The organism is Pseudomonas sp. AC532 (genome assembly GCF_979258965.1).
Genome location: NZ_OZ409888.1, coordinates 711,966 through 733,792, shown reverse-complemented (window position 1 = coordinate 733,792; position 21,827 = coordinate 711,966). Strand labels below are relative to the sequence as shown.

General features: G+C 55.2%; 22 protein-coding genes and 1 pseudogene. 14 read left to right on the top strand and 9 right to left on the bottom strand.

The genetic code is table 11. The features are described from left to right. The first annotated feature begins 102 nt into the window (after positions 1–102). The gene (locus ACZ0AV_RS03520; protein WP_499149747.1) at positions 103–1,026 is read left to right on the top strand and encodes a LysR family transcriptional regulator; all 924 of its coding nucleotides are present in this window, start codon (positions 103–105) and stop codon (positions 1,024–1,026) included. 39 nt (positions 1,027–1,065) lie between these two features. Here ACZ0AV_RS03520 and ACZ0AV_RS03515 read toward each other — a convergent pair whose 3' ends face one another. The 3 genes from ACZ0AV_RS03515 to ACZ0AV_RS03505 all read right to left on the bottom strand — a co-directional run bounded on the left by ACZ0AV_RS03515 (position 1,066) and on the right by ACZ0AV_RS03505 (position 3,006). Then, on the bottom strand, positions 1,066–1,428 hold the full coding sequence (locus ACZ0AV_RS03515) for a 2Fe-2S iron-sulfur cluster-binding protein (RefSeq protein WP_499149746.1): 363 nt from the start codon (positions 1,426–1,428) through the stop codon (positions 1,066–1,068). Between the two features lie 61 nt (positions 1,429–1,489). Further along, positions 1,490–1,951 carry a ferredoxin reductase gene (locus tag ACZ0AV_RS03510; protein WP_499149745.1) on the bottom strand — a complete coding sequence of 154 codons (462 nt, stop codon included), beginning with the start codon at positions 1,949–1,951 and terminating at the stop codon, positions 1,490–1,492. A gap of 146 nt (positions 1,952–2,097) precedes the next feature. Continuing rightward, positions 2,098–3,006 carry a Rieske 2Fe-2S domain-containing protein gene (locus tag ACZ0AV_RS03505; RefSeq protein WP_499149744.1) on the bottom strand — a complete coding sequence of 303 codons (909 nt, stop codon included), beginning with the start codon at positions 3,004–3,006 and terminating at the stop codon, positions 2,098–2,100. 5 nt (positions 3,007–3,011) lie between these two features. Between ACZ0AV_RS03505 and ACZ0AV_RS03500 the strand changes: the two genes are divergently transcribed. After that, positions 3,012–3,935, top strand: coding sequence for an AraC family transcriptional regulator (locus ACZ0AV_RS03500; protein WP_499149743.1), 924 nt, complete (start codon positions 3,012–3,014; stop codon positions 3,933–3,935). 65 nt (positions 3,936–4,000) lie between these two features. Here the strand turns inward: ACZ0AV_RS03500 and ACZ0AV_RS03495 are convergent, their stop codons facing one another. The 5 genes from ACZ0AV_RS03495 to ACZ0AV_RS03475 form a co-directional block, all read right to left on the bottom strand. Then, on the bottom strand, positions 4,001–4,960 hold the full coding sequence (locus ACZ0AV_RS03495; protein WP_499149742.1) for an SDR family NAD(P)-dependent oxidoreductase: 960 nt from the start codon (positions 4,958–4,960) through the stop codon (positions 4,001–4,003). A gap of 27 nt (positions 4,961–4,987) precedes the next feature. Beyond that, positions 4,988–5,872 (bottom strand): CmcJ/NvfI family oxidoreductase, encoded by an 885-nt coding sequence (locus ACZ0AV_RS03490; RefSeq protein WP_499149741.1) that lies wholly within the window; start codon positions 5,870–5,872, stop codon positions 4,988–4,990. A 50-nt stretch (positions 5,873–5,922) separates the two neighbouring features. Next, positions 5,923–6,297, bottom strand: coding sequence for a nuclear transport factor 2 family protein (locus ACZ0AV_RS03485; protein WP_499149740.1), 375 nt, complete (start codon positions 6,295–6,297; stop codon positions 5,923–5,925). Positions 6,298–6,307: 10 nt separating this feature from the next. Beyond that, on the bottom strand, positions 6,308–7,504 hold the full coding sequence (locus tag ACZ0AV_RS03480; RefSeq protein WP_499149739.1) for an FAD-dependent oxidoreductase: 1,197 nt from the start codon (positions 7,502–7,504) through the stop codon (positions 6,308–6,310). An 82-nt stretch (positions 7,505–7,586) separates the two neighbouring features. Continuing rightward, on the bottom strand, positions 7,587–8,669 hold the full coding sequence (locus ACZ0AV_RS03475; protein ID WP_499149738.1) for an alpha/beta hydrolase: 1,083 nt from the start codon (positions 8,667–8,669) through the stop codon (positions 7,587–7,589). 289 nt (positions 8,670–8,958) lie between these two features. Here ACZ0AV_RS03475 and ACZ0AV_RS03470 point away from each other — a divergent pair, with 289 nt between their 5' ends. The 10 genes and pseudogenes from ACZ0AV_RS03470 (at position 8,959) to ACZ0AV_RS03425 (ending at position 18,582) form a co-directional block, all read left to right on the top strand. Further along, positions 8,959–9,828: an HpcH/HpaI aldolase/citrate lyase family protein gene (locus ACZ0AV_RS03470; RefSeq protein ID WP_499149737.1), complete on the top strand. Its 870-nt coding sequence runs from the start codon at positions 8,959–8,961 to the stop codon at positions 9,826–9,828. Positions 9,829–10,072: 244 nt separating this feature from the next. Then, a complete protein-coding gene (locus ACZ0AV_RS03465; protein WP_499149736.1) occupies positions 10,073–11,128 on the top strand; it encodes a maleylacetate reductase in 1,056 nt (351 codons plus the stop codon). 34 nt (positions 11,129–11,162) lie between these two features. Then, the gene (locus ACZ0AV_RS03460) at positions 11,163–12,119 is read left to right on the top strand and encodes a VOC family protein (protein WP_499149735.1); all 957 of its coding nucleotides are present in this window, start codon (positions 11,163–11,165) and stop codon (positions 12,117–12,119) included. Between the two features lie 12 nt (positions 12,120–12,131). Then, positions 12,132–12,782, top strand: coding sequence for an alpha/beta hydrolase (locus tag ACZ0AV_RS03455; protein WP_499149734.1), 651 nt, complete (start codon positions 12,132–12,134; stop codon positions 12,780–12,782). Positions 12,783–13,304: 522 nt separating this feature from the next. After that, a pseudogene (locus ACZ0AV_RS03450) lies at positions 13,305–13,985 on the top strand (HAMP domain-containing protein); the annotation flags it as partial. Then, positions 13,971–14,846 (top strand): methyl-accepting chemotaxis protein, encoded by an 876-nt coding sequence (locus tag ACZ0AV_RS03445; protein WP_499153282.1) that lies wholly within the window; start codon positions 13,971–13,973, stop codon positions 14,844–14,846. The pseudogene ACZ0AV_RS03450 and the gene ACZ0AV_RS03445, both read left to right, overlap by 15 nt. Positions 14,847–14,982: 136 nt before the next feature. Next, the gene (locus ACZ0AV_RS03440) at positions 14,983–15,630 is read left to right on the top strand and encodes a hypothetical protein (protein WP_499149733.1); all 648 of its coding nucleotides are present in this window, start codon (positions 14,983–14,985) and stop codon (positions 15,628–15,630) included. A 33-nt stretch (positions 15,631–15,663) separates the two neighbouring features. Next, positions 15,664–15,846 carry a hypothetical protein gene (locus ACZ0AV_RS03435; protein WP_499149732.1) on the top strand — a complete coding sequence of 61 codons (183 nt, stop codon included), beginning with the start codon at positions 15,664–15,666 and terminating at the stop codon, positions 15,844–15,846. 305 nt (positions 15,847–16,151) lie between these two features. Continuing rightward, on the top strand, positions 16,152–17,276 hold the full coding sequence (locus tag ACZ0AV_RS03430; protein WP_499149731.1) for a nucleoid-associated protein: 1,125 nt from the start codon (positions 16,152–16,154) through the stop codon (positions 17,274–17,276). A gap of 1 nt (position 17,277) precedes the next feature. Next, the gene (locus tag ACZ0AV_RS03425) at positions 17,278–18,582 is read left to right on the top strand and encodes a hypothetical protein (RefSeq protein ID WP_499149730.1); all 1,305 of its coding nucleotides are present in this window, start codon (positions 17,278–17,280) and stop codon (positions 18,580–18,582) included. 487 nt (positions 18,583–19,069) lie between these two features. Here the strand turns inward: ACZ0AV_RS03425 and ACZ0AV_RS03420 are convergent, their stop codons facing one another. Then, on the bottom strand, positions 19,070–19,657 hold the full coding sequence (locus ACZ0AV_RS03420) for an SDR family NAD(P)-dependent oxidoreductase (RefSeq protein WP_499149729.1): 588 nt from the start codon (positions 19,655–19,657) through the stop codon (positions 19,070–19,072). Positions 19,658–19,783: 126 nt separating this feature from the next. Here ACZ0AV_RS03420 and ACZ0AV_RS03415 point away from each other — a divergent pair, with 126 nt between their 5' ends. Continuing rightward, on the top strand, positions 19,784–20,458 hold the full coding sequence (locus ACZ0AV_RS03415) for a response regulator (RefSeq protein ID WP_499149728.1): 675 nt from the start codon (positions 19,784–19,786) through the stop codon (positions 20,456–20,458). Beyond that, complete coding sequence (locus ACZ0AV_RS03410) at positions 20,455–21,807, top strand: sensor histidine kinase (RefSeq protein ID WP_499149727.1); 1,353 nt, start codon at positions 20,455–20,457, stop codon at positions 21,805–21,807. The genes ACZ0AV_RS03415 and ACZ0AV_RS03410 overlap by 4 nt, the downstream gene beginning before the upstream one ends. The last annotated feature ends 20 nt before the right edge of the window (positions 21,808–21,827 follow it).

The window sequence follows — 21,827 nt, the reverse complement described above, 5'->3', positions numbered from 1 at the left end:
TCGAGCTCTTCCAGAAATATGTACGTACAATATCTGGTCGGCACGGCGCTGCAAGGGTAGAGTCGCTAAATCACTTTTCCGCTTAGTGGAAGAATCAACAGCATGGATCGATTGAGGCAGATTGAGTTGTTCACGCTGATCGCCGAGTTGGGCAACGTGTCGCAGGCTGCTAGTCGATTGGGCATGTCCAACGCGGCGGCCACCCGGCATCTGGCCGCCTTGGAAGAACACCTGGGCGCGCGCTTGGTCGAACGCACCACCAGACGGCTGTGGGTGACCGAGGCAGGGGCGAATTTTTTGAGTGGTGCCCAGCGTATGTTGTCAGCTTTGAGCGATGCCGAGGCCGCCGTGAATGAGGCGTCCGGCACGCCTACCGGGCTGTTGAGAGTGACCGCGTCGCTGTCATTTGCCGTTCAGCATCTGGCGCCCATGATGCCCCTGTTCAGGCAGCGTTTTCCCAAGCTAAAGGTGGAAGTGGTGGTGGCCAATCGGTACCCCGATTTTATCGAGGCCGGCATTGATGTTGCCATCCGTACCCGCGAGCACGAGCCTGCATCAGGCATCGCCATGCGCCCGTTGGCCGTGACACGGCGAATTTGTTGTGCCTCACCAGGTTACCTGGCGCGGCGCGGCAAACCGGTGGCACCCGACCAGTTGAGCCTGCACGACACCTTGGTTTACACCTTGGCCAACAGCCCGTACGAGCTTCACCTTGAGCGCGGCGAGGAACGCCAGTCGGTCACTCTCAACAGCATTTTCGACAGCGATGATGGCCAGGTACTTCGCACGGCGGCGCTGGCTGGCCACGGCATTTTGATCTTGCCGATGTATATCGTTTTTGACGACGTGGTGGCTGGCCGCCTGGTGCCGATTCTGGATGATTGGGAGTTGCCCCCGCTAACCATCAACATTGCTTACCAGAGTCGGCTGCACCTGCCGATGAAGGTGAGGGTTTTTATCGACTTCCTCGTCCAGCACTTCGAGCAACTCGACTTCAAGCGCAAGTGGCTCGGTGGTCGCGGTTAGCACGGCGCGCTTACATATCCGTACAAGTAAGTCCTGCTATCACACGCCCAACTCGAGAGCCGCCGTTTTGGATCGGGATACACAGATCATCATCGTCTGGTTGCTGGCCTTCTGGCGGTCTGACAGCACCAGGTCGCGGTGATCCGGAGTGCCGGCCAATACGGGTGTTTCACAGCTACTGCATAACCCTTCGCGGCATGAGAAGGGCACACATAATCCATTTTCTTCCAGCACCTGCAGAATGCTTTGCTCTGCTGGCACGCGCACGGTTATTCCGCTTCGGCGCGCCACCAGTGTGAAGCCGGTTTCCGCGCTGGCCGCCGCTGGTGCGGCTACGGCAAACCATTCGAAGTGGGCCCGGCTAGCCGGGCGCTGGTCGGTACCGGCTTTAACCCGCTTCATTAGGGGACCTGGCCCGCAGCAATAAATGTGGCTGTGCGCAGGGATCTGGGCGAGGGCGTTTTCAAGGTCTAATTGGTTGGCCGTCATGCTCGTCAAGGAAATGGAAGCTCACCCGGTGGGGGGCCAGGTTCTGTAGCTCCTGGTAAAACGCCGCACGCAGACGGCTGCGGGTCAGGTAGTGCAGGTGCCAGTGCTTGCCGTTGACTTCGCACCAGCGGGCCATGGCCAGAATGGGGGTAATACCAATGCCGCCGGCGATAAAGTCGTAGCGCTCGGCATTTTCAATAAGGGGGAAATGGTTTCGGGGCAAGCTGCAGATCAGTTTGTCGCCGACCCGCAGGCCGCCGTGCAAATGCCTGGAGCCACCTCGGCTGGTGAGCGACAGACCCACACCGATGACATAGCGATGGCGTTCGCTGCAGTCGTTGCTCAAGGAATAGTGGCGCAGCAGGCCGTTGGCTAACTGAACCTCCAGGTGTGCGCCCGGCGCGAAGGGGGGCAGGTCTTGTCCGTCAAAGGACACCAGCTCGAAGCTTAGAATATCCTTCCTTCGGCGTTGATGGCGCTGATGCGCAAGGTTAGCTCGGACATTGCAGTCGTCCTTGGGGGCGGGCCACCTCTGCTTAAGAGGTAACCCGCAGGTGCTGGTTGAAGGGGGTCGAGTCGAGGTTATTGAGCGGCTACAGACAGCAGCGCGGGCTGACGCTCTTCCTTGATCAGCTTGTCCAGCACCCAGCGCATTTGTGAAAGCGCGTTGTCGAAGGCGATGGGCACCTGCTTGGCATTGGGCGTTTGTGCAAGCACGCGCGCTTGCGCTTCGATCATGATCCGGTCCTCCTCGAAGGCCATGCGCGCGATAGCAAACATGCCGTCCGCCAGCTCATCGGTACTCCCAGTCAGGGCGTTGCGGTTGGGTGCCCAGGAGAAGAAGTAACGCGAGCTGCTGTCGGTGAGTGCGGTGATGGCTTGGCAGGTGACATCGTGACGGATGGGCCGAATGCCATGGGGCTCCTCACCGTCAAATTGCTTCACCGTGCCGCCGGGGAAGCCGTAGGAGTGCATGATCAAAATGCCCGGCGCCAGGTAGTCGTAGGTGCTGAACAGGTCCATGGTGTCGACGCTGACGGCCGTTTTCAGAAGATTGGGCACCGGTTGGTCGGGCATCCAGCGTTGCACGCGTACGCCGCGCCCCAGACGCGTTACTTTCGGGCGAGTGTGGGCCCAGTCTTCGCCAATGCCGAAGCTGTCAATGTGCAGAAAAAACAGGTGAGAGAAGTCCAGCAGGTTGTCGTTTACCAACTGATAGTTGGCCTGGTAATCGATGCTGCCGGAGCGAAAGATCCAGTCCGGGTCATCCAGCGCGACTGCCTGCGGTATCAGGGCCGGGTCGGCCTTGTCCGGGTCGCCCATCCAAACCCACACCCAGCTGTGCTGTTCTACAACGGGAAAGGCGCGCACACAGGCCTGGGGTGGAATGGTGTCCTGGCCAGGAATTTCAATGCAGGTTCCAGTCTCGTTGAACTTCAACCCGTGGTACATGCAGCGCAGCGCGTCGCCTTCCTTGCGGCCGATGGACACTTAAGGTGGAGGCCAATTCAGCTGGCATCTTTGAGCTGAGGGAGAATTGGGGGTTGGATATGCCGCCACTTTCAGATGATTACTCTCTTGCTCACTGCTGCATCGACTCGCCTTTTTGGTTGTTAGTCAAAGACCAAGAGCCCATTTACCTGGAGCCTGGCGACTCGGTATTGCTGTTGCGTGGATTGCCCTACGCGTTGGCTTCCAGTCCCACCGCCGCACGTGCTGATCTGCAAAGCTACTGGAGTGACCGCGGATTGCCATTGCTGGCGCCCGGACGCAGGCAGGCCGCGCCCCTGACTGAGTTGGAACTGGGCGAGGGCGACAAGGTGGGGCGTATGCTGACATTGGCATTTCTGCTGCAGGCCGGAGACGGCAATGTGCTGACCAAAGCCCTGCCGCCAGTCATTCACCTGCGCGGCAGCGCCCGAGGCCTGTTTCTTTGGATCGGTACGTTGCTGGACTTTCTCGCCTGCGAAAATACGGCGAATCACAACGGCTACACCGCCACCGCCAGTCACCTTTCCAATCTGATTCTGACGAGTTTTATTCGCGCTTACGCCCTGTCGCTACCGTCCCATAGCACAGGCTGGCTGCGTGGCTTGGCCGATCTGCGCATCAGCCAGGCATTGGTCTCCATGCATTCCCATCCTGAGGCGTCGTGGACGGCAGAGGCGTTAGCGGAGCGGGCGGGAATGTCTCGGCAAACGTTCGGCCGGTTATTCACCAAGCTGGTGGGGCAGTCGCCTATCGATTACCTGATTGCGCTGCGCATGCAAATGGCGGCTGAGGCCATCCGTGCCGGCCGTCCCGTTGCCTTGGTCGCCGAGCAGGTGGGTTACCAGTCGGAGCGAGCCTTCAGGGAGCTGTTTAAGCGGCGCTTTGGCATGCCGCCATTGCGTTACGCCAAACAGACATCCATACAGTGAGAGGCAACGAGGTAATCGCTATGACAATTAGCTCGTCGGCTCGCTAGTAACCGCTGCATCACGCTCTAGGCCTGGTTCAGCGCTTGGAGGATGTCCTCATCCGGGAAAGGTTTTTCCAAGCGGGCACCAGGCATAATGATCTGCGGCCGTTCCGAGATCGGCACCTGTTGCAATGCCGCCGCGATACCGGCAACGCTTAGGTTGTCATCGGCCACCAGAACCTCTTCGGTGGCACTCCAGCCGCTGAAAAGATAGGTACGACCACCACCAATCCCGAACACACGGCCGGTAAAACGGCAATCTGACGAGGAAAGGTAGACCACAAGTGGTGCCACATTCTCTGGTGCGTAGGGGTCGAAGTTTTCGGTGCGGGTCATCATGGCGTCGACAATCGGTACCGCGTCAGTCATACGGGTGCGCGCCATGGGGGCCAGTGCGTTAACCCGCACACCCAAGCGCGCCAACTCTGCTGCAGAGCTCTGTGTCAGAGCCGCCACCGCTGCTTTCGAAACGCAATATGCCGGGCTGCCTGGCATGGGGTTTACACCTGCTGGTGATGACGTATTGATGATCGCCCGACCGCTCTCGGGGCCTTGTTCATGCCAGTAAGCAGCGGCCCAGTGCGACACAGCAGCAGTGCCCGTGAGGTTGACGGCAAGTGTCATTTCCCAGTCTTCCTTGGTGATGGTGGCGATGTCCGTGCCAAAGCGCGAGATTCCGGCGTTGTTCACCACAATATCGAGACGGCCAAAATGTCGGATAGCGTCTTCGACGACGCTGCGCGCACTGTCCCAGTCTGAAACCGACGATGTGTTCGCTTCGGCCTGGCCGCCGGCAGCACGTATTTCCTTCACGACATCATGTGCCGGTGCTTCGCTGGAGCCGCCGCCGCGGTCGCTTCCGCCCAAATCGTTCACTAGTACTCGGGCGCCTGCTTCTGCTAAGGCCAGTGCGTGTGCGCGGCCAAGCCCGCGGCCGCCACCAGTAACGATAGCGACCTTTCCTTCAAGCCATTGTTGGGTCATTGCTGTGTTCCTTTGCGTTATGTCCGGTCAGTCGAAGAAGGCGAAGAAGCGAGCTTCAACACTAGTCCGTGGAATAGCTTGATCCGATGCGGAAGGAATCTCGAATGCGGTGTGCATTGCATTCATGGACGTGGGGATGTCGCTGTCGAAGCCTTTGAAAATCAGCAAATCCTCAGGTGCCATATCGGATAGGTAATACCAACGATGCCCAGGGTTGCTCAAGCACAGGCGTGACTCGAAAAAGGCTCCTGGTTTATCACGCGGACCGATCACTGAATCCATCACGATGGCGTCCGAGCCGGAAGCGCTGCGGCCGTCGCAGATGGCCAGCGTGTTGTCTTGTGGTGCGCCTGAAATGACTCGCCAGGTCTGGAACACCATAAAGCGACGATAGGGTTTGAGCTCGAAGCCGATCTCCTCTACGGACCAATTGAGGAACTTATTTGCGGAGTCTTCGGTGAAGTCCAAGTGCACAAAGGTGGCAGGGGTTGCCCAAGATTTCTTTTTCGCACGATTGGAGGTGCGTACCAACAGGCCGCTGGTTTGGGCTATGACTTCCCGGGCACCGGTCAGTTGTTGCAGGTACGCAGCGATTTCGGCCTGATAAGTCTCGTTGATCTCGCTATGCACGCCTTGCAGGGTGAGATTTTGCTCGCGCAGTTCCGGACGGGTAGCGGCAGAGCTAGGGTGGCGAACATAGGCAAAGCCATGCGTGTCCAGGTTGAACTGCTCGCGAATTTCACGCAGATCGTGAATGCGCACGATGCTGGGCACAAAGGCAACGTTCATGTTGGCGTGGTCAACGACATCAAATACTGCACGCCCTGCGATGTCGCCCGCGTAGTTAATCTCAGCTTCCACGAAGGGCAAATCCTCGACAGCCTCCGAAAGCTGCTCAGCCAGGTTACTCATGCTTCAGGTCCTCGTAATTGTTTTTATTGGGGCGAGCGGTCACTGATGAATCAAAAAAATGCAGCTTTGACCGGTGCGCTATCTACATATTCGCGCGATGCCTGGATCTTGCCGTCGCGTACTACGAACATGAAGTGGTAATGGTTCTCGTAGTGCCGCCCGTTGCTGACCTCGGCCTGCGCCTCAACCTCGACAGAAACTCGATCAGCTTCGGCGGTGGTGGTGATCACCTGGCTGGAGAAGGAGCTCATCAATGTACCGAGTTGCTTGAATTGCTCGCGCAGCGCTTCCTTGCCCACCGTGCCGGACATGGGGTGCCAGAAAGTAGCGTCGTCTGCGGTCAGTTCCAGCGCAGCGTCGATATCGCTTGCGGCGACTAACTCCATGTACTTGCGCACCAGAGCGGTGTTATCGAAGGTACTCATGGGCTGCTCCTTAAAAATACCGGTTGGGGACGGAGGGTTGCGTTTCTAGCTGGCGAGAAAACAGCAGTCGCTCAAGGCGGAATTCTTTGTCGCTAGCCAGACGGCGCAAGCGAGTGAGGTCTTCCTCCAGGCGCTTGGGGTCACTCGAGTGGTAGATCAGGCGTTTGTTCTCGCTGGCCTGCGGAGATGCAATCTTGAGGAACTTCTCTTTGCGTTCGTCGGCCCAGTGATCGAGTACGCTTTCGTCGGCGTCACCGCGCATTACCGCTGTCAGGGTTGGATAAAGCGCATAGGCGTCGAACAGGCCGGATGTCAGGCCCAGTCCGCCGGTTGGGTTGGTCGCATGGGCTGCATCGCCGGCCAAGATGACCCGGCCGACTCGGAATTGCTGCGCGGCACGCTGGTGCATGCGGTACGGGGAGTACTGCACCAGTTCGTAGTTCGTAACACCCGGAAGGATGACTTTGAAGAACTCCGGCATGCGCTCTAGAACTTTGTCTTCGGGCAAGTCCGCACTTTCGCAATAGGTGCAGCGCCATAGGCCGGTGTCATCGATCTTGGCGATGATTGCGCCGTATTTAGGATCGATCGTCAGGGTAGAGCGTGCGTAGCCATGCTGTTCAAAGTCGTAGCGAATGTTGGTTGCTACGAAGCGCTCTGGCCACGTTGTACCTTCGAACTCGATATCCAGCAGTTCACGAACTGCGCTGCGGGCCCCATCAGCGGCAACAACACGGTCTGCGGTGTAGGTATGCAGTTGTCCTCCTTGTTCAGCCGTGAGCGTCACTGCGTGTTCGTCTTGCTCAAGGCCTATCACCTTGGTGTTCCAAGTCACCCTCGCATTGGGTAGCCGTAGAAGATGCTCCAGCGCGACTTCAGCGAGCTTGTTCTGCCCTAGGTGTAGGTTGTAGGCGTAGGGCGTATGGAGCTCGAGGTCCTTCAGGTTCCACTCAATGCGCTCTTTGGTGGCAAATACCAGATAGCTATACTCCTGTTTGCGAAAGCCCAATTTTTCGGCATCCTGGAGGATGCCCAATTTATCCAGGCCTGCCAGCACTGACCAGTGATACACCATCGCGCGGGGGGAGTTGACGATAGCGGGCTCGCGCTCAATGACGGTCACGTCCACGCCCGACCTCGCCAGGCCCAATGCGGTGATGAGTCCGGTGGGGCCTGCGCCCACGATGATGACTTTGCTTTCTGACATTTCAACACTCTCCAGATCGGGCTCCGCTTCGAGCTCCGGGTCGGGTTGGCCAGCTTTAGCTGGCCGGCGATTTGAGGGGCGGCTACTTAACGTTTTCGTTGAGCCAGGAGCCGAGCAGCGCCGCAATTGAATCGCTGTTCTTTTCCAGCATCATGGCGTGCCCGTTGCCGGTGATGCCGGCCTCTTCGAGGCGTATGTGCTCGACTGAAGCACCGGCCTGTCGGAGAAAGTCCACGGTGCCGTGGTTGTCCATCGCCATCCAAGACGCTTGCGCAGTTACAACCACGATGGGGAAACCCTGCAAGTTCGGTAGCTGGCGAGCGGGCTCCTGCTGGACCAGGCAGGGAATGCAGCCGGGAGGAGCCGGTCGCTCCACACGAGTCAAGTCGGCCGGTGAAGCCGCCGGAGGGGAAAAGGTCAGCGGAGCTGCGGTTAACCCCCAGTCAAGACTGCCTGTAGGGCGGTCTACAAAAGGAGGGCCCAATGGCTCAACGGCGATAACCGCTTTAACCAGAGCCGGGCGTTCATCAGCGACCATCCACCCGCAAGGTCCCCCGGCCGAATGGGTTAGCAGTACCGCTGGGCCAATGAGTTCAAGCAGTTCACCGCCTGCTTTGCGCATTAGGGTGTGCATGGTTTCCATCTTAGGGGAGGGGCCGGAGCTCGCAATGAATTGGTCGAGTGCCGGATCGCCAATGGTGCCCTCACCTGGCCATTGCGTCTGTAAGTCGGCACCTGGCCATGCCATCGGCCCTTTGGCCGGAGCTGAAAAAAGACCCGAAAGAAATTCGTAGGTCGGCGGTGGGCTCATCTCCCCGAGTAGGTCCGGGTGCAGCGGCGAGCGGCCATGCCCGGGGCGGTCCACCACGTAAACGGCGTAGCCCTGTCTGACGAACCAGTGGGCCCAACCTGGTCGTCCATCCGCTGTTTGCAAATAGTCCAACCCTTGCCCGCCGCCGCCATGGATCATCACCAAAGGCGTTTCATAGCGCAGGTGGGAGGGAATCCAATATTCGACGTACATTTGGCCGGTTACACAGGTGCCCACCGCAGTGTTGAGCCTATCGATGCCAACCCAAAAACTTCCTTGAGCTGCCAAGCTCAAGGGCGCTTGCGAAGAGGCATGGAGATCCTTCGGCTTGTATGACTTCACACGATTGCTCATGTCTATCGCCCTGTTTTTGTGATTGTTCAAGGAGCGTTTGAGCCAGTCGGACTCGATTGCCTACATTTCTATGGCGTTGGCTGTGCGGTGTCAATATGTTGCGTACAAATTTTTGGATTGTGCTGAAGTGGGTCAGCTTAAAATTTCCGGTCATCTTTCCTGGTATAAATAATCAAATAATTGATAAATAAAGGTTTTTATAAAAAATAAAAAATAAAGTTGACCGCAAAACGAAGCTCTGTTGATATTTGTACGAACAAATTTGCAGGGCGTTAGGATGATTAGGTCGATGTTATTTGCGCCGGGCAATCAGCCTCGTCGCTCCCATAAAGCGCTCACCTTGGGTGCAGACGCAGTTGCATTGGACCTAGAGGACGCATGTCCGCTTTCCGAGAAAGTCGCAGCTAGAGGCATGGTGGTCGAAGCGCTGATGTTGCCCAGAGTTTGCCTGGGCTATGTGCGCATCAACTCACTGGAAACCGAATTTGCCTTTGGTGATATTCAAGCCGTGGTGCGGCCAGAGATTGACGGCCTGATGCTGACCAAAGTGGAAAGCGCCGAACAGCTGCGCCAGGTGGATTGGCTTATCGGACAGATAGAGCGTGAGCGCGGTATGCCGGTGGGGCAATTCGACCTGATTCCGCTTGTTGAAACAGCCAGAGGTTTCGCGCAGATCTTCCAAATTGCCGCAGCTTGCCCACGGGTCAGACGCCTAGCCGTTGGCTCGGGAGATCTCACGTATGACTTGGGTCTCGAACAAACCGTGGGCGAAGAAGAGATTTTCTACTATCGAAATCTGGCAGTTCACGCTTCACGTGCGGCCGGAATTGACGCTCCGATAGATGTCGCTTGGCTGCGCGTGAACGACTCGGCTGGTTACGCGCAAGCCGTAGACCGTACACGACGGCACGGCTTTCAGGGGCGCTTGTGCATTCACCCTAACCAAATCGAATTGGCCAACGCGGCCATGCGACCTTCGGACGAAGTTGTTGATCAGGCGCGGCGCATTGATGAGGCATTTCGCCAGGCCGAAGAACAAGGCTTGGCGGCCATTCAGGTCGATGGCCTTTTGATTGATTACCCGATTGCGTACCGCGCTCGTCGGGTTCTGGCACTGATTGACCGTATCGACGCTTTGGAGACGCCGCGAGGGTTGTAGGGCTTGTCACCGTTGGGGGCACCGAATAGGTTGCGCCCCTTTTTTTATATCTTTCTTATTCGTACAAATATTTTCTCTGGATTTATTGGTGCATGGCTGATTTGCCTCGTATCGAGAGAAATTATTTGACAATTTGTTCTTTCAAGATTTAAGTTGTTCGTACAAATTTTCCGGTCGATCAATGTGCTGCAAAGCGTTTGTAAGTGCATCTTCAACCGGGTCAAGCTTGAGCCAGGAGAGTTGCATGCAGCCGTTCGTTTACAACGCATTGCCTTCGCGGGTGGTATTTGGCTTTGGCACGCTAGCCCAAGTTGCCGACGAGATTCGTGGGTTAGGGTGCTCCCGGGCATTGGTCTTAACCACTCCATTTCAGCGTGAAGCTGGTGAAGCGCTGGTATCGCAACTCGGCGAGCTGGCCATCGGGCTCTACGACAATGCCACCATGCACACGCCAGTTGAGGTCACCCGCGAAGCACTCGAAGTGGTTAAAAGCAGTGGCGCTGACTGCGTGGTGGCGCTGGGCGGTGGTTCTACGATTGGTCTGGGGAAGGCAATTGCCCTGAATACCGACTTGCCCCAAATTGTGATTCCCACAACTTACGCTGGTTCTGAAGCGACCCCCATCATTGGTCAAACCAAGAACGGTCTGAAGACAACCCAGCGCACTCTGAAAGTGCTGCCTGAGGTCATCATCTACGACGTGGATTTGACACTGACCCTGCCGGCAACAATGACGGTAACCAGTGGTATGAACGCTATCGCCCATGCCGTCGAAGCGCTCTATTCGAAAGACGCCAACCCGCTAATCTCGATGCTGGCGGAGCAGGGCATAGCAGCTATCGCTCGGGCATTACCACGCGTTCACGTGGATCCCGCGGACAAAGAGGCGCGCTCCGACGCGCTCTTCGGGGCTTGGGCATGTGGTGTGTGCCTTGGCGCTGTGGGTATGTCCATCCACCACAAGTTGTGCCACACCCTAGGTGGCAGCTTCGATCTGCCGCATGCGGAAACCCACACTGTGGTGCTGCCTCATGCTGTGGCCTACAACGCTGACGCTACGCCCGAAGCGATGACCCGGATCGCTCGTGCCCTGGGTGTTGAAAGCGCAGCGCGAGGGTTGTTCGACTTGGCGGCCAAGCATGGTGCGCCGACTCGCCTTGCTGACATCGGCATGAATGAGGCGGACATCGCCCGGGCAGTTGATATCGCCTGCTCTTCTCCCTACTGGAATCCGCGACCGATCGAGCCGGCCGCCATTAGGGAGCTGCTCGACAACGCTTTTAATGGCAACCGCCCCTGATCACGTTCGTAAAAACTAACAAAAGGAGAACGTCATGAAGCTCAATCCACATATTCAGCGCCATCACCACATTACGCTCAACGTCGGCGGAGCGCAGGAAGACTATGACTTCCACACCAAGGTACTGGGCCTTAAAAGCGTCAAGAAGACCGGGCTGTACGATGGTGAAGACCCCATCTACCACCTGTACTACGGCAACGATCTTGGCGAAGAGAGCACCCTGATTACCTGCTTTCCGTTCCGTCAGTCTGGTCGCAAGGCGCGCCCTGGCAGCGGCCAAATCAAGACCTTGGCGCTATCGGTTCCAGAGTCATCGCTGGTGTTCTGGGCCAAGCACCTAGAGAGTCATGGCTTTAAGCCTGAATTCCAAGAACGTTTTGGTGAAAAGCTGCTGCACTTCGCCCACCCCTGCGGCATTTGTTACGAACTGGTCGGCATTGCCGACGACGACCGTAAGCCCTACTCCAACGGCGTGGTTCCCGAGGGATTTGGTATTCGTGGTACCCACGGCATAACGGTGTCGGTGCGTGATCTCGAGAACTCGAGCGAGTTCATGCATTACGGCTGGAGCGGCTCGCTGAAAAACACCGACGGTATTTACAGCCGCTACGAAGTAGGTAAGGGCGGTAGCGGGACCATTATTGACTTCGAGCTAGACGCGGATTTGCCACAAGGCTCGTGGTCGTACGGTGAAGGCGTGGTGCACCATTGCGCTTTTGAAGTCAGCGATCTAGACGTACAGCGTGACGTGAAGTTGCACTTGGAGGGCCTGGGCTATACGGACGTTTCCGACCGAAAAGACCGCGGCTACTTTGACTCCGTCTATGTCCGCACCCCGGGCGGCGCGCTGTTCGAAGCCACCGTTTCCAAGCCCAAGGGTTTTTTGGTGGACGAGACCTATGAGGAGTTGGGTAAGACCGTCCAGGTACCGCCGCAGATGGCCGCCCGAGCCGAGGAAATTGCTGCGTATCTTGAGCCCTTGAAGTACTGAGGTGAGGCGTTTATGAGCCAAAACGTCCATATGCAAACACCGCTGCAAACCTCGGGTCCTACGCCCGAGGTCGCAGGGGCAGTGGCCATTCTTATCCACGGTCGTACGCAATCCCCGGCGGATATGTTCGCGATTGCGCAGCGCCTCGACATTCCCAATCTGGCCTACGTCGCGATAGAGGCCGCTGGAAATTCTTGGTATCCGGACAAGTTCATGGCGCCGCTGGCCAACAATCAACCGTTTCTCGAGTTCGCCTTGGCGCGTATCGAATCGTTGGTGGTCCAGCTGGAGGGGCTTGGTATCGCGCGGTCTCAGATTGTCCTGGTTGGCTTCTCACAGGGTGCATGCCTGGCCTGCGAGTACCTCTACCGAAACCCTGCACGTTGGGGCGGACTTCTGGCTTATACCGGCGGGTTAATCGGCCCGGAGGGCACCTCTTGGTTGACGCCGAGAAGCCTGTCGGGAACGCCCATATTTCTAGGTAACAGCGATGAGGATATTTGGGTTCCTCTATCTCGCACCGAAGAGACCGCCAGGGTCTTTGAGAGGATGGGGGCAAGTGTGCAACTTGCTGTGTATCCAGGCATGGGGCACTTGGTTAGCGACGAGGAAATTATCTTGGGAAGGGCTGTTATTCAGCCACTGTTAAACAACAACTCGTAAACCTGCGCCACGCAGCAGGAGCTTGCGAAGCGGTCGGTCGAGCCCGGTTATTCGTGTCAGATCTGGCCGTTTTGCGAAGCGCCGGCGACGCAAAATAAGGATAACCAGGTGCCGTCTTTTCTTCGTTCCCTTCTGAACAACTTGCCCGTTGGGCAAAAGCTCCTGATCGCCTTCGGCCTGGTGACATTATTGTCACTCGCAGCCATCGGTATTGCCTTTCAAGCATCCAACGCGCTGTTGTCTGATAGCGCGCGCGGTCAGTCCATTGCAGCGATCAATTTGATACTCCTGCAAGCTCGAAGCGCTGAACGGGATTTCGAGCTGAGTCCTGACGCTGCCAAAGCAGGCAAGGTCGAAGACGCGATTTCCCAACTGGACGATCGGGTTGAAGGGCTACTCGTAGCGAGCGATGCCGGCTCCGCGGCCAAGCTGAAGCAGGTTCGGCTTAGTAGTCAGACCTATCGGGATCAGTTCGAGGTCTTTGTCCGCAGTTCAAGCGATTCTGCGCTGACTCTGACGGAGATGCACAAGCAGGCTGACCAAGCCCGTATCCAGTTCGAGTTTGTCGAGTTGGATATGTTCGATGCGCTACGCACAAGCCTGACCAACCAGAGCGAAGCAGACCCCGCCACACTCACCCGGGCTGAAAGTGCATCCAAGCTTATGCGCATGTTGCTGGGGGCAAGGATATTGGAGTTCGCCTTTGTCGAGGAGGGCGCGGGCCAGCGCTTGAATGAATGGCAAGCATTGGTTCAAGGCATGTCACAGGAGATTACCCGGCTTCTGGCCGCCGGAAACGAAGACCATCAGGATGTTCTTGAAGCTGCGCGGGACGCTGTTGCCGGTTATCTATCGGCTTTCGAGCGCTACAGCGAGAACCGAGTTGCCAATGAGCGCAGTGCGGCACGCATGAATCAATTGGCCGATCAAGTGCTGGAGCAAGCCGGTGAGGTATTGATCGAGCAGCAAAGACGAATGGAGGCGCGTGCCCGCGGGGTGGTTCAACTGTTGAGTATTAGTGCCGCCGTCATTCTGTTGCTTGCCGTTCTAGCAGGTTGGGCTATCCGTCAGCTGATCCTGCCGCCATTGCGGCAAACCTTGGAGCTCGCCCGAATAATCGCGGCGGGTGATTTGCGTGAAAGTGCTACCACTGAGCGGCGAGATGAACTGGGACAGCTGTTTCAAGCAATGCGAGTGATGGCTGGCAACCTTCGCGGTTTAGCGCACCGAATCACCACTGGGGTGGAACAACTGCATCTCTCAGCAGGGGAGTTGCAGAAAGCGAGTGGTGTGAGCAACGAAGGTGCTCTTGCCCAGCAACGCGAATCTGAACAGGCAGCCACCTCAACGCAGCAGATGGTTCACTCTGCGCAGGCTGTGTCTCGGCACGCTGAGCAAGCCTCAAAAGCGGCGGCACAGGCCAATCAACATGCTTTTGCTGGTGAGCAGATTGTGCGCCAGAGCGCCAACCAGATAGACCTGTTAGCGCAGGAGCTAGAGGGTTCAACTAAGGCTATTCGGGCCTTGCATCAAAGTAGCGAGCGCATTGGCGGTGTGCTTGATGTGATTAAGTCTGTTGCAGAACAGACCAATCTGTTGGCACTCAACGCGGCAATCGAAGCCGCAAGGGCTGGCGATCAAGGTCGAGGTTTCGCGGTTGTCGCGGACGAGGTTCGGGCCTTGGCACGGCGTACCCAGGACTCCACGTTCGAAATTGAGGAACTTGTAGCCGAGCTGCAAGGGATGTCGGCAAGCGCAGTTCAACGAATGATTCAAAGCGCGCGGTTGGGGCAGGAAGCGACCGCTTTCGGTGAGAAAGCTCAACAAGCTTTAGGGCTGATTACTCAGGCTGTCAGCAGCATTGAAGAGCTCATTGGGCAAATTGCCAGTGCTGCTAGCGAGCAGAGTCGTGTGGCAAACGAGATTAGCCAAAACGTTGAGCGGGTGCACCGCATTGCCGATCAGGGAACCCAGGCTACGCAACGGGTTTCGGATTCAAGCGCGGATCTGTCTCGGCTTGGTGGTGAACTGCAGCTGTTAGTGAGGCAGTTCCGTACAGAGTGAGTGGCCACGGGTGGCCAATACACAGGGAAGCAAATGAATGCGATGCCTGCCATTTTTTTTGCTGGTTTGCATGGGGTGCAGTACAGCTGCCTTTGGCGATGACCAGGTAGGGCGGCGATGGCATGAGTTACGCATCTTGGGATACCTGGTCACTTCCAGCGTGCTGGTCCACTTCAACGACGTCGAAGATACCCCCGATCCCGGACGGCCTAGTCGTTACCAGCAGGACCTCGGGCGCATGTATGCGTTGGCTCAAGAGCTCAAGTCTGCAAAGGCTAAGCGACTGGTAAGCACCATGGATGGCGAGATCCGTGAACTTGAGACTATGCCGCGCAAAGGCTTCAATCGTTACGGCCACGGCCTTGAACAGTTGTTGAAAATTCAGGAACAGCTGAATGCAGAAGCTTCAACGGCGTATGAACTTCAAGCCGATTCCATTGATCCGGCTAAGCGCGAGTTGCAAGCCGCGAGTTTGGACATGGGGCAGCTTCTGCAAATTTATCAAGTACGAACATTCAGAGAGGTGCCGAGACACTCCATTGATGTTTCTGATGATCGAGTGAGTCGATTGGACAACGAAATATCGAGCAATCTTGATTCGGTGGTGACAGAAAAGCCAGATATGGAAACCCAAATTTTTTCGGCGAAAAGGTCTTACTTTTTCGTGCGGGAAAAGCTCTTAAATCCTCACCATATATGGACGCCAAGCGGCGTAGACCTTTTTTTAGGGCGAAGCATTAGAGAGCTGGATCATCTGGCGCAGGGAGAGCCGGAAGACGGTTGATCACGGCCGGCAGCATCATCTAAGGAGCACTTCATGATCTTTACCGTTGCACGTATCCAAGGGAAAACCCAGATAGAGTTTGATCGTGAGGCAAATGTCTTGTCTGTGAGATATCAGAATCCTCACCGAGCTAGCGGAGGAAAGGTGTTCGAGGTGCGCTTTGAGGCAACTGCGGTCGAGGAGTTGTTAGCCAAGGTTCGTGAAATGGATAAGTAATATTCCGCTTGGGGTGGAAAACAATCTTCATCAGGCGGCTGCTTCTGGCCGGAAGTAGCCACCACGGGCAGCAAACGGCCAGGGACGGATGTTTAAAGTAGAGAAATAAATCTGTCCCCTTCTTCACTGCAGGAGCAGGTTTCCGTTTAGAGCCAGGCCTCGGAAGCACCGGTCGGCACTAGCATATCGACCAAGGAAATGGATTTAGTCTCTGGTCTAATCTGTTAATGCTTGAGGCACATTGCCATTACGAGGTAGATTCGTGTCACTCCTATGATGACGAGTCCATAAACAAGGAAGTAGATATGGATACCCAGGTCAATTTCGCTGTTGTTCATGAGTTGATCAAAGAACAACATAAAGATATCCAAAATTCCGACATTCGAGATGTAGTGCTAAAAAAAGACTTGCCTGCAGTTAGCAAGCTTGTCGTTGGCGCTACCTCCATCTATGGCAAGAAGAATAATGCCGCGCACTATGGGATTTTTGCGAAAAAAACGGAGAGTGAGTTTCCAAAAGACTTTGGCAGCTATGCGAACCTTCCGTTGTCAGAGAAGTCTTTCCTTGAAATTACCCATTCGGCAATGGGGGAGCTCCATGTTGCAGCAGGGAGTGCCCGGGCACGAGCGTCAACAGGCGGATACATTCTTTTTGTAGATTACGAAAACGCTCAAGGCCGTTTCTTCTTGGTCGCCATGCTCAAAAAGAGAGATGGCTTGCGGCTGAACGAAAAACTCGAACCTGAAGAGTTGATTGAGCTAGACCTCAATAGCCTGTACCACGCGGCGCGTATTAATTTCCAAAAGCTCGAAGCCCACCTTCTGGCGAGCGATGAAGAGAAACAAGAACTTAATTACCTCAGTTTCCTAAGCCAAAGCGCAGGGCGTGCAGCCGCTGGATATTTTGTAACTGCTCTAGGGTGTGCAATCGGGACTGCATCTGCGGCGGCCACGCAAAATCTGATCAAAGAAGGTGTCAAGTTTTTCAGAGAGCGTCCTGATCTGCATGGGAACCGCCTAGGATTTAAAGATGATTTATTGCGGTACTTGGAGAAGCAGCGTGATCTTGGCCATTCGGTGAAGCTATCGGAGGTTGAACAAATAGCGCGCAGCTATTTTCCTGCTGCGTATGAAGGGCAAGCGGATGACCTGGCCGATGAATTTACGGGCCACCTAAACAGCGAAGCTGTAGGCGTGCCAGTTGAGTTCCCAATTCACAAAGGTGTGTTGGATAAATACACTCATGTACTTTACAAAGCGGACAATTGGCAGCTCAAATTCGACAGAAACTCTCTTGGCGAATCAGTAGATGCTGAAATTCGTTTTGTTGAAAACGAGTGCAAGTTGGTAATTAATAATCTGTCGAAAGAGGCAATGGCAGTTATTAGGAAGGCGATTGCCGATAAAACCGACTCTCCAGAAATAGAATAAAATGTCTTCCGTCATTGCGTTTGCAGACGCATATAGAAAATTAGGGTGTCCGAAGTCGTGGAGCAGAAACACCCTTTTTCTTTCTTACACTAATTATTCCTTAAATGCCGGTGAGGCCGTTGAAGGCCTAAGAGACTCGAAAGCTGGTCAGCTTGTTGAGCTGGTTATTGATGGTAATGATCTGAGTCCGAAAGACTTCAGAAGCTCGAGCTCTTGGGGCTCGTTGAGCTTCACATTTACCGTGGATCGGTCGGGTGCAGTTCAAATATTTCAAAATTTTGAAGAGCTAATGGGGCTCTCTAAGAGCTTTGTTCGAAAATCACTTCCGCCTCATTTCTACTTGATTGACGATAATATTCTGTCCTCAGAGGAGCCTATCGATACAAGGGTTAAGGCGCTTCAGGGTATATGCGGCTTGATCGTTTATCTTGCCGATCTCGCCCACTATCATGATGAGAAGGGATCTGACGAATATAAGCTGGTGTTTGTAGCTGATGATGGCGCCAAAGGAGAGCGAGCGGTCACGCTCCAGCCGTATTTAGATACAGAGTTTCTGTCCTATGAAATTGGTACAGATCTTTTAGACAGCCTTCAAAATGGAAATCTCGACAGCAACCCACATTTAGCTAAGGAGCGATCACTGTTTCGCTCCACATTAATAGAGTATCTCTCGGGATTTGCAGGCGGAAAAGAGAGGTTTAAAACACTCCTATCGACGTGGGCTAAATTTCGTGATCTATATGAAAATAATCTAGCCACATATCTAAGTGGATTTTCCTTTCATAAGGCAAAGCAAGAAGTTGCCGCCGCTCAATTAACAATCGCTGATCAAATGTCAAAAGTGGTTAGTGATATAAGTGGAAAGATTTTAAGTGTGCCTATCTCGCTTGCAGTAGTTATCGCCATAGCTAAAGCTGATGACGTATTAGAAAGCACGGTTCTTGTTGGAGGGGTCACGCTTGCTTCTGCTTTGATTGCTGAGACCTTGGCGGCGCAGAAGCTGCAATACGAGCGAATTAAGCACTCGAGGACCATGATCTTCGAGGTTCATCAGCAAAAGCTTACGCAGTATCCTCAGGATCTCCAGAAATTTCTGACTGAGGCGACCTCAAGCCTTCATAAAAACGAGATAAAGCTACGAAGGTCACTGCTCACTCTCAGGTTTATATCTTGGGTTCCAGCATTGGCGGCTGTCTCTCTCCACGGGTATCTTTATCAAGCAGATATCTATACTTCTTGGGCAAAGATTCAGGAGCTATATCTAGCGGCCATAGATTTTATACACTGCAATCTTCGCATCCTTTAGCCACTTCATGCTATCAGCAGCCAAATTTGGAATTGAGAATTTCATTGGCTTCTCTGATGAAGAAGGCTTCTGGGTTGAGAGCTATATTGATGTGGGTTGCCTAGATGAGTGGAGTGAATCGCCCTTACCTTTATAGGTACCTCCAAATCTCAAAATCGAGCCTTGGTCCGCTTTTGGCCGAAAACTGCCAGTGAAGACCGGCTGCAATCGGCCAGAAGCGTGAAATGCCTCCTAAGTCTTTTCAGGCAGTAGAGTGCTGTTTTCGTTTGTCGGCGGATCGGGACTCCACTTGCTCAGAGAATGCCCATCGACTTGGCTTTTGCTACCGCTTGCGCTCTACGCTTGGTGTACCTGCTACCGATTTCCCATTGCCAGCCGTAGTGCTGGCTTTTTTTTTCAGCATGTTTTGCCACGCTTTAATGAGACTAGGTAAGTCGATTTGCGAAGACGCGGGCTTAGGCTCGAACACTCATACAGTATTCCAGGGTCAGAGAAAGGAAGATTTGCTGGTATGCCGTGACGCGTGATCCTCTGGTATCAACCCCAGCGGCAGAACATGCTCTTGGCAGGTGAGGGAGCCTACTGTGAGCGTGCTGATGTGGACGCCGTCGTCCACCAATCCCCGCTGGAGGAATTGTAGGTAGCGGTGTGTCGCTGACAGCCTGGAGTCGTGCGCTGCGTGAAGGCTCGGCGCAACCAGCAACGTCCCCGATCTACGGGCGCGCATCTGTGGCAGCACCTCGCGAACAATGGACGCCAAGGTGAAATCAAACGGACTTTCGACTTCATCCAAGTACCTCTCAGGCTGTGATGGTGAGCTATAAAACAGCGCATCAATAGAGCCAATCGTGGCACGGATTGTTCTGGTCAGTTCGGCAGCCTGCTCAGGCGAAGCCAGGGGGCCGATGAACGTCTGCGGATACACGCCTTCGCTGGTCAGGATGGAGATCAAGGCCGACAGGGATTCTGCGTGTTCAGAGACTAGCACCACGTCGTAACCGTCATTCCCATACTGGCGGGCAACGAGAGCCCCTCTGCTGGTTTGCGCACCAAACACCACAATCGCTCGTTTCATAAAGCGCCCTCTTGAAAGATCTGTTGCGCAGCATCATTACCGCAGTACGTTGCCTGAACATTGCGCCGCTTTTTTTTTTCCATCCGTTACCATGTCGCTTCGTTAGCCCCTTTCTGAGAGTCCACGTTGCGCATCCTTCTAGTCGAAGATGATCTATCCCTCGCCCAAGCCCTACAGGGCGCGCTGGGGCGTCACGGCTTGATAGTTGATATCGTCCATACGTTGGCCAATGCAGGCTCCGCTTTAAAGTTGAGCGTTCACGACCTCGTCGTGCTGGATCGCGGCCTTCCGGACGGTGATGGTGTTGGGTTTATTGCCACGGCTCGGCACGTTTCACCGACACTACCTATCATTCTGCTCACCGCGCGAGGTGAGGTAGCTGAACGCGTCGACGGATTGAACGGTGGGGCTGACGACTACATGGTGAAGCCTGTGGCGGTAGACGAACTGTTGGCGCGCATCCGCGCTATAGCTCGGCGTCCTTCTACGGTGTCGTTGCCCTGCGCCACTCTTGCTGCCTTAACGTTTGACTTTTCTGCGCGGGAGGCAATTGTCGATGGTCAGCCGTTGGTTCTCCCCAGGCGGCAAATGCTTATCTTAGAAGCATTGGTGTATCGCCAAGGCCGAACCGTGCAGCGCGAGAGCCTGCATGAGGCGGTGTACGGCCTGGAGGACGAGATCCAATCTAACGCCCTCGACGCCCATGTATCGAAACTGCGCCGCGCTCTGAAAGATGCGAATGCAGGGGTAGAGATCATGATGATTCGCGGGGTCGGTTATTTGCTCAAGGAAGCCCAATGAGAGCGTTGCGCAATACCTCTCTGATAGGCCGACTGCTCTGGTCTCTTTGCCTAATTCAATCGGTGGTGCTGCTGACTTCGATTGCCGGCATGCTGTATTACATAATTGACAAAAACTACGGACTCATCGACGACGCCACCATAGAGGCAGTGGTCGGCTCCACGTCGGTGCATCCCGATGCTTTGCGGTTAAACCCGATTGCTGCCCTAACCGAGCTCCAAGTCGCGAGCCCTGGTTTATGGGTTGTCATTGCAGACGAAAAAAAGAACCGGGCGCACCTTGGGGTAGTGCCCCCAGCGTTCCTTGATCTGGAAAAGAATCTCCCATTACTCGGCCCCTCCCATGTACGCGCTTTGCCGGGCAGAGATGATTTGACAGCGCGCATCGAGGTCAAGCCGATCCAGAATCACAGCGTCCACATCATGGCCGGCGGCGCTGCAACGTCGAACTTCAACAACGTTGTTTTTCAAGCTACAGGGTTGCTCAGTCCGTACTTCCTGATACCGCTGATTGTGTTCACCTTGCTGGTTACACCTATCGTGGTGCTTCAGGCAACCCGCAGCGTACGCAAACTCGCCAAAGACGCCTCTGAGTTAGACATTTCCAATCTCGATGCACACTTGGCCGAGGACACAGTGCCACGCGAGATTCGCCCGCTGGTATCTGCATTTAACGCTGCGATGGAACGGGTGGGAAAGGCCTACCATGCGCGCGACCGGTTTCTAAGCGATGCCGCCCATGAATTAAGAATGCCAATTGCGGTGTTGATGGCACGTATCGACGGCATGCCGGCGCATCCTTTGAAGTCGGTACTTTTGCTGGACCTGGGACGCTTGGCTAACGTGGCCGAGCAACTGCTTGACTTACAGCGAGTGCAATCGCAAAAGGTCGATCTAGCGCCTTTAGATATCGTTACTCTGGTACGGGACACAGTGGCTGATTTAGCACCGATAGTGCTGCCACGATGCGACGATCTGGTGTTTAACGCCCCGGCACAGCCCGTCTGGATTCTTGGCCAAGCCAGTTCGCTGAGCCGTGTCATCACAAATTTGGTACAAAACGCGATATTGCATGGGGGCGGTAAGGGCACCATTAGCGTCACAGTTGATGCAAATGGAACGGTGGCAGTGGGGGATCAAGGCTTGGGAGTTGCTCCCGAGGACCGCGAGCATATTTTCCAGCCGTTCTACCGCGGCACTACTGATAAGCCCGGCCACGGGCTGGGTTTGCACTTGGCACAGGAGATTGTCCAGGCGCACAAAGGGCGAATTACCGTAGCTGATGCGCCAGCAGGCGGCGCGGTATTCTCCGTGCAATTGCCCCTACTGCGCGAGCGCGATCCGCGTTGACACGACTGAATTCATTGATT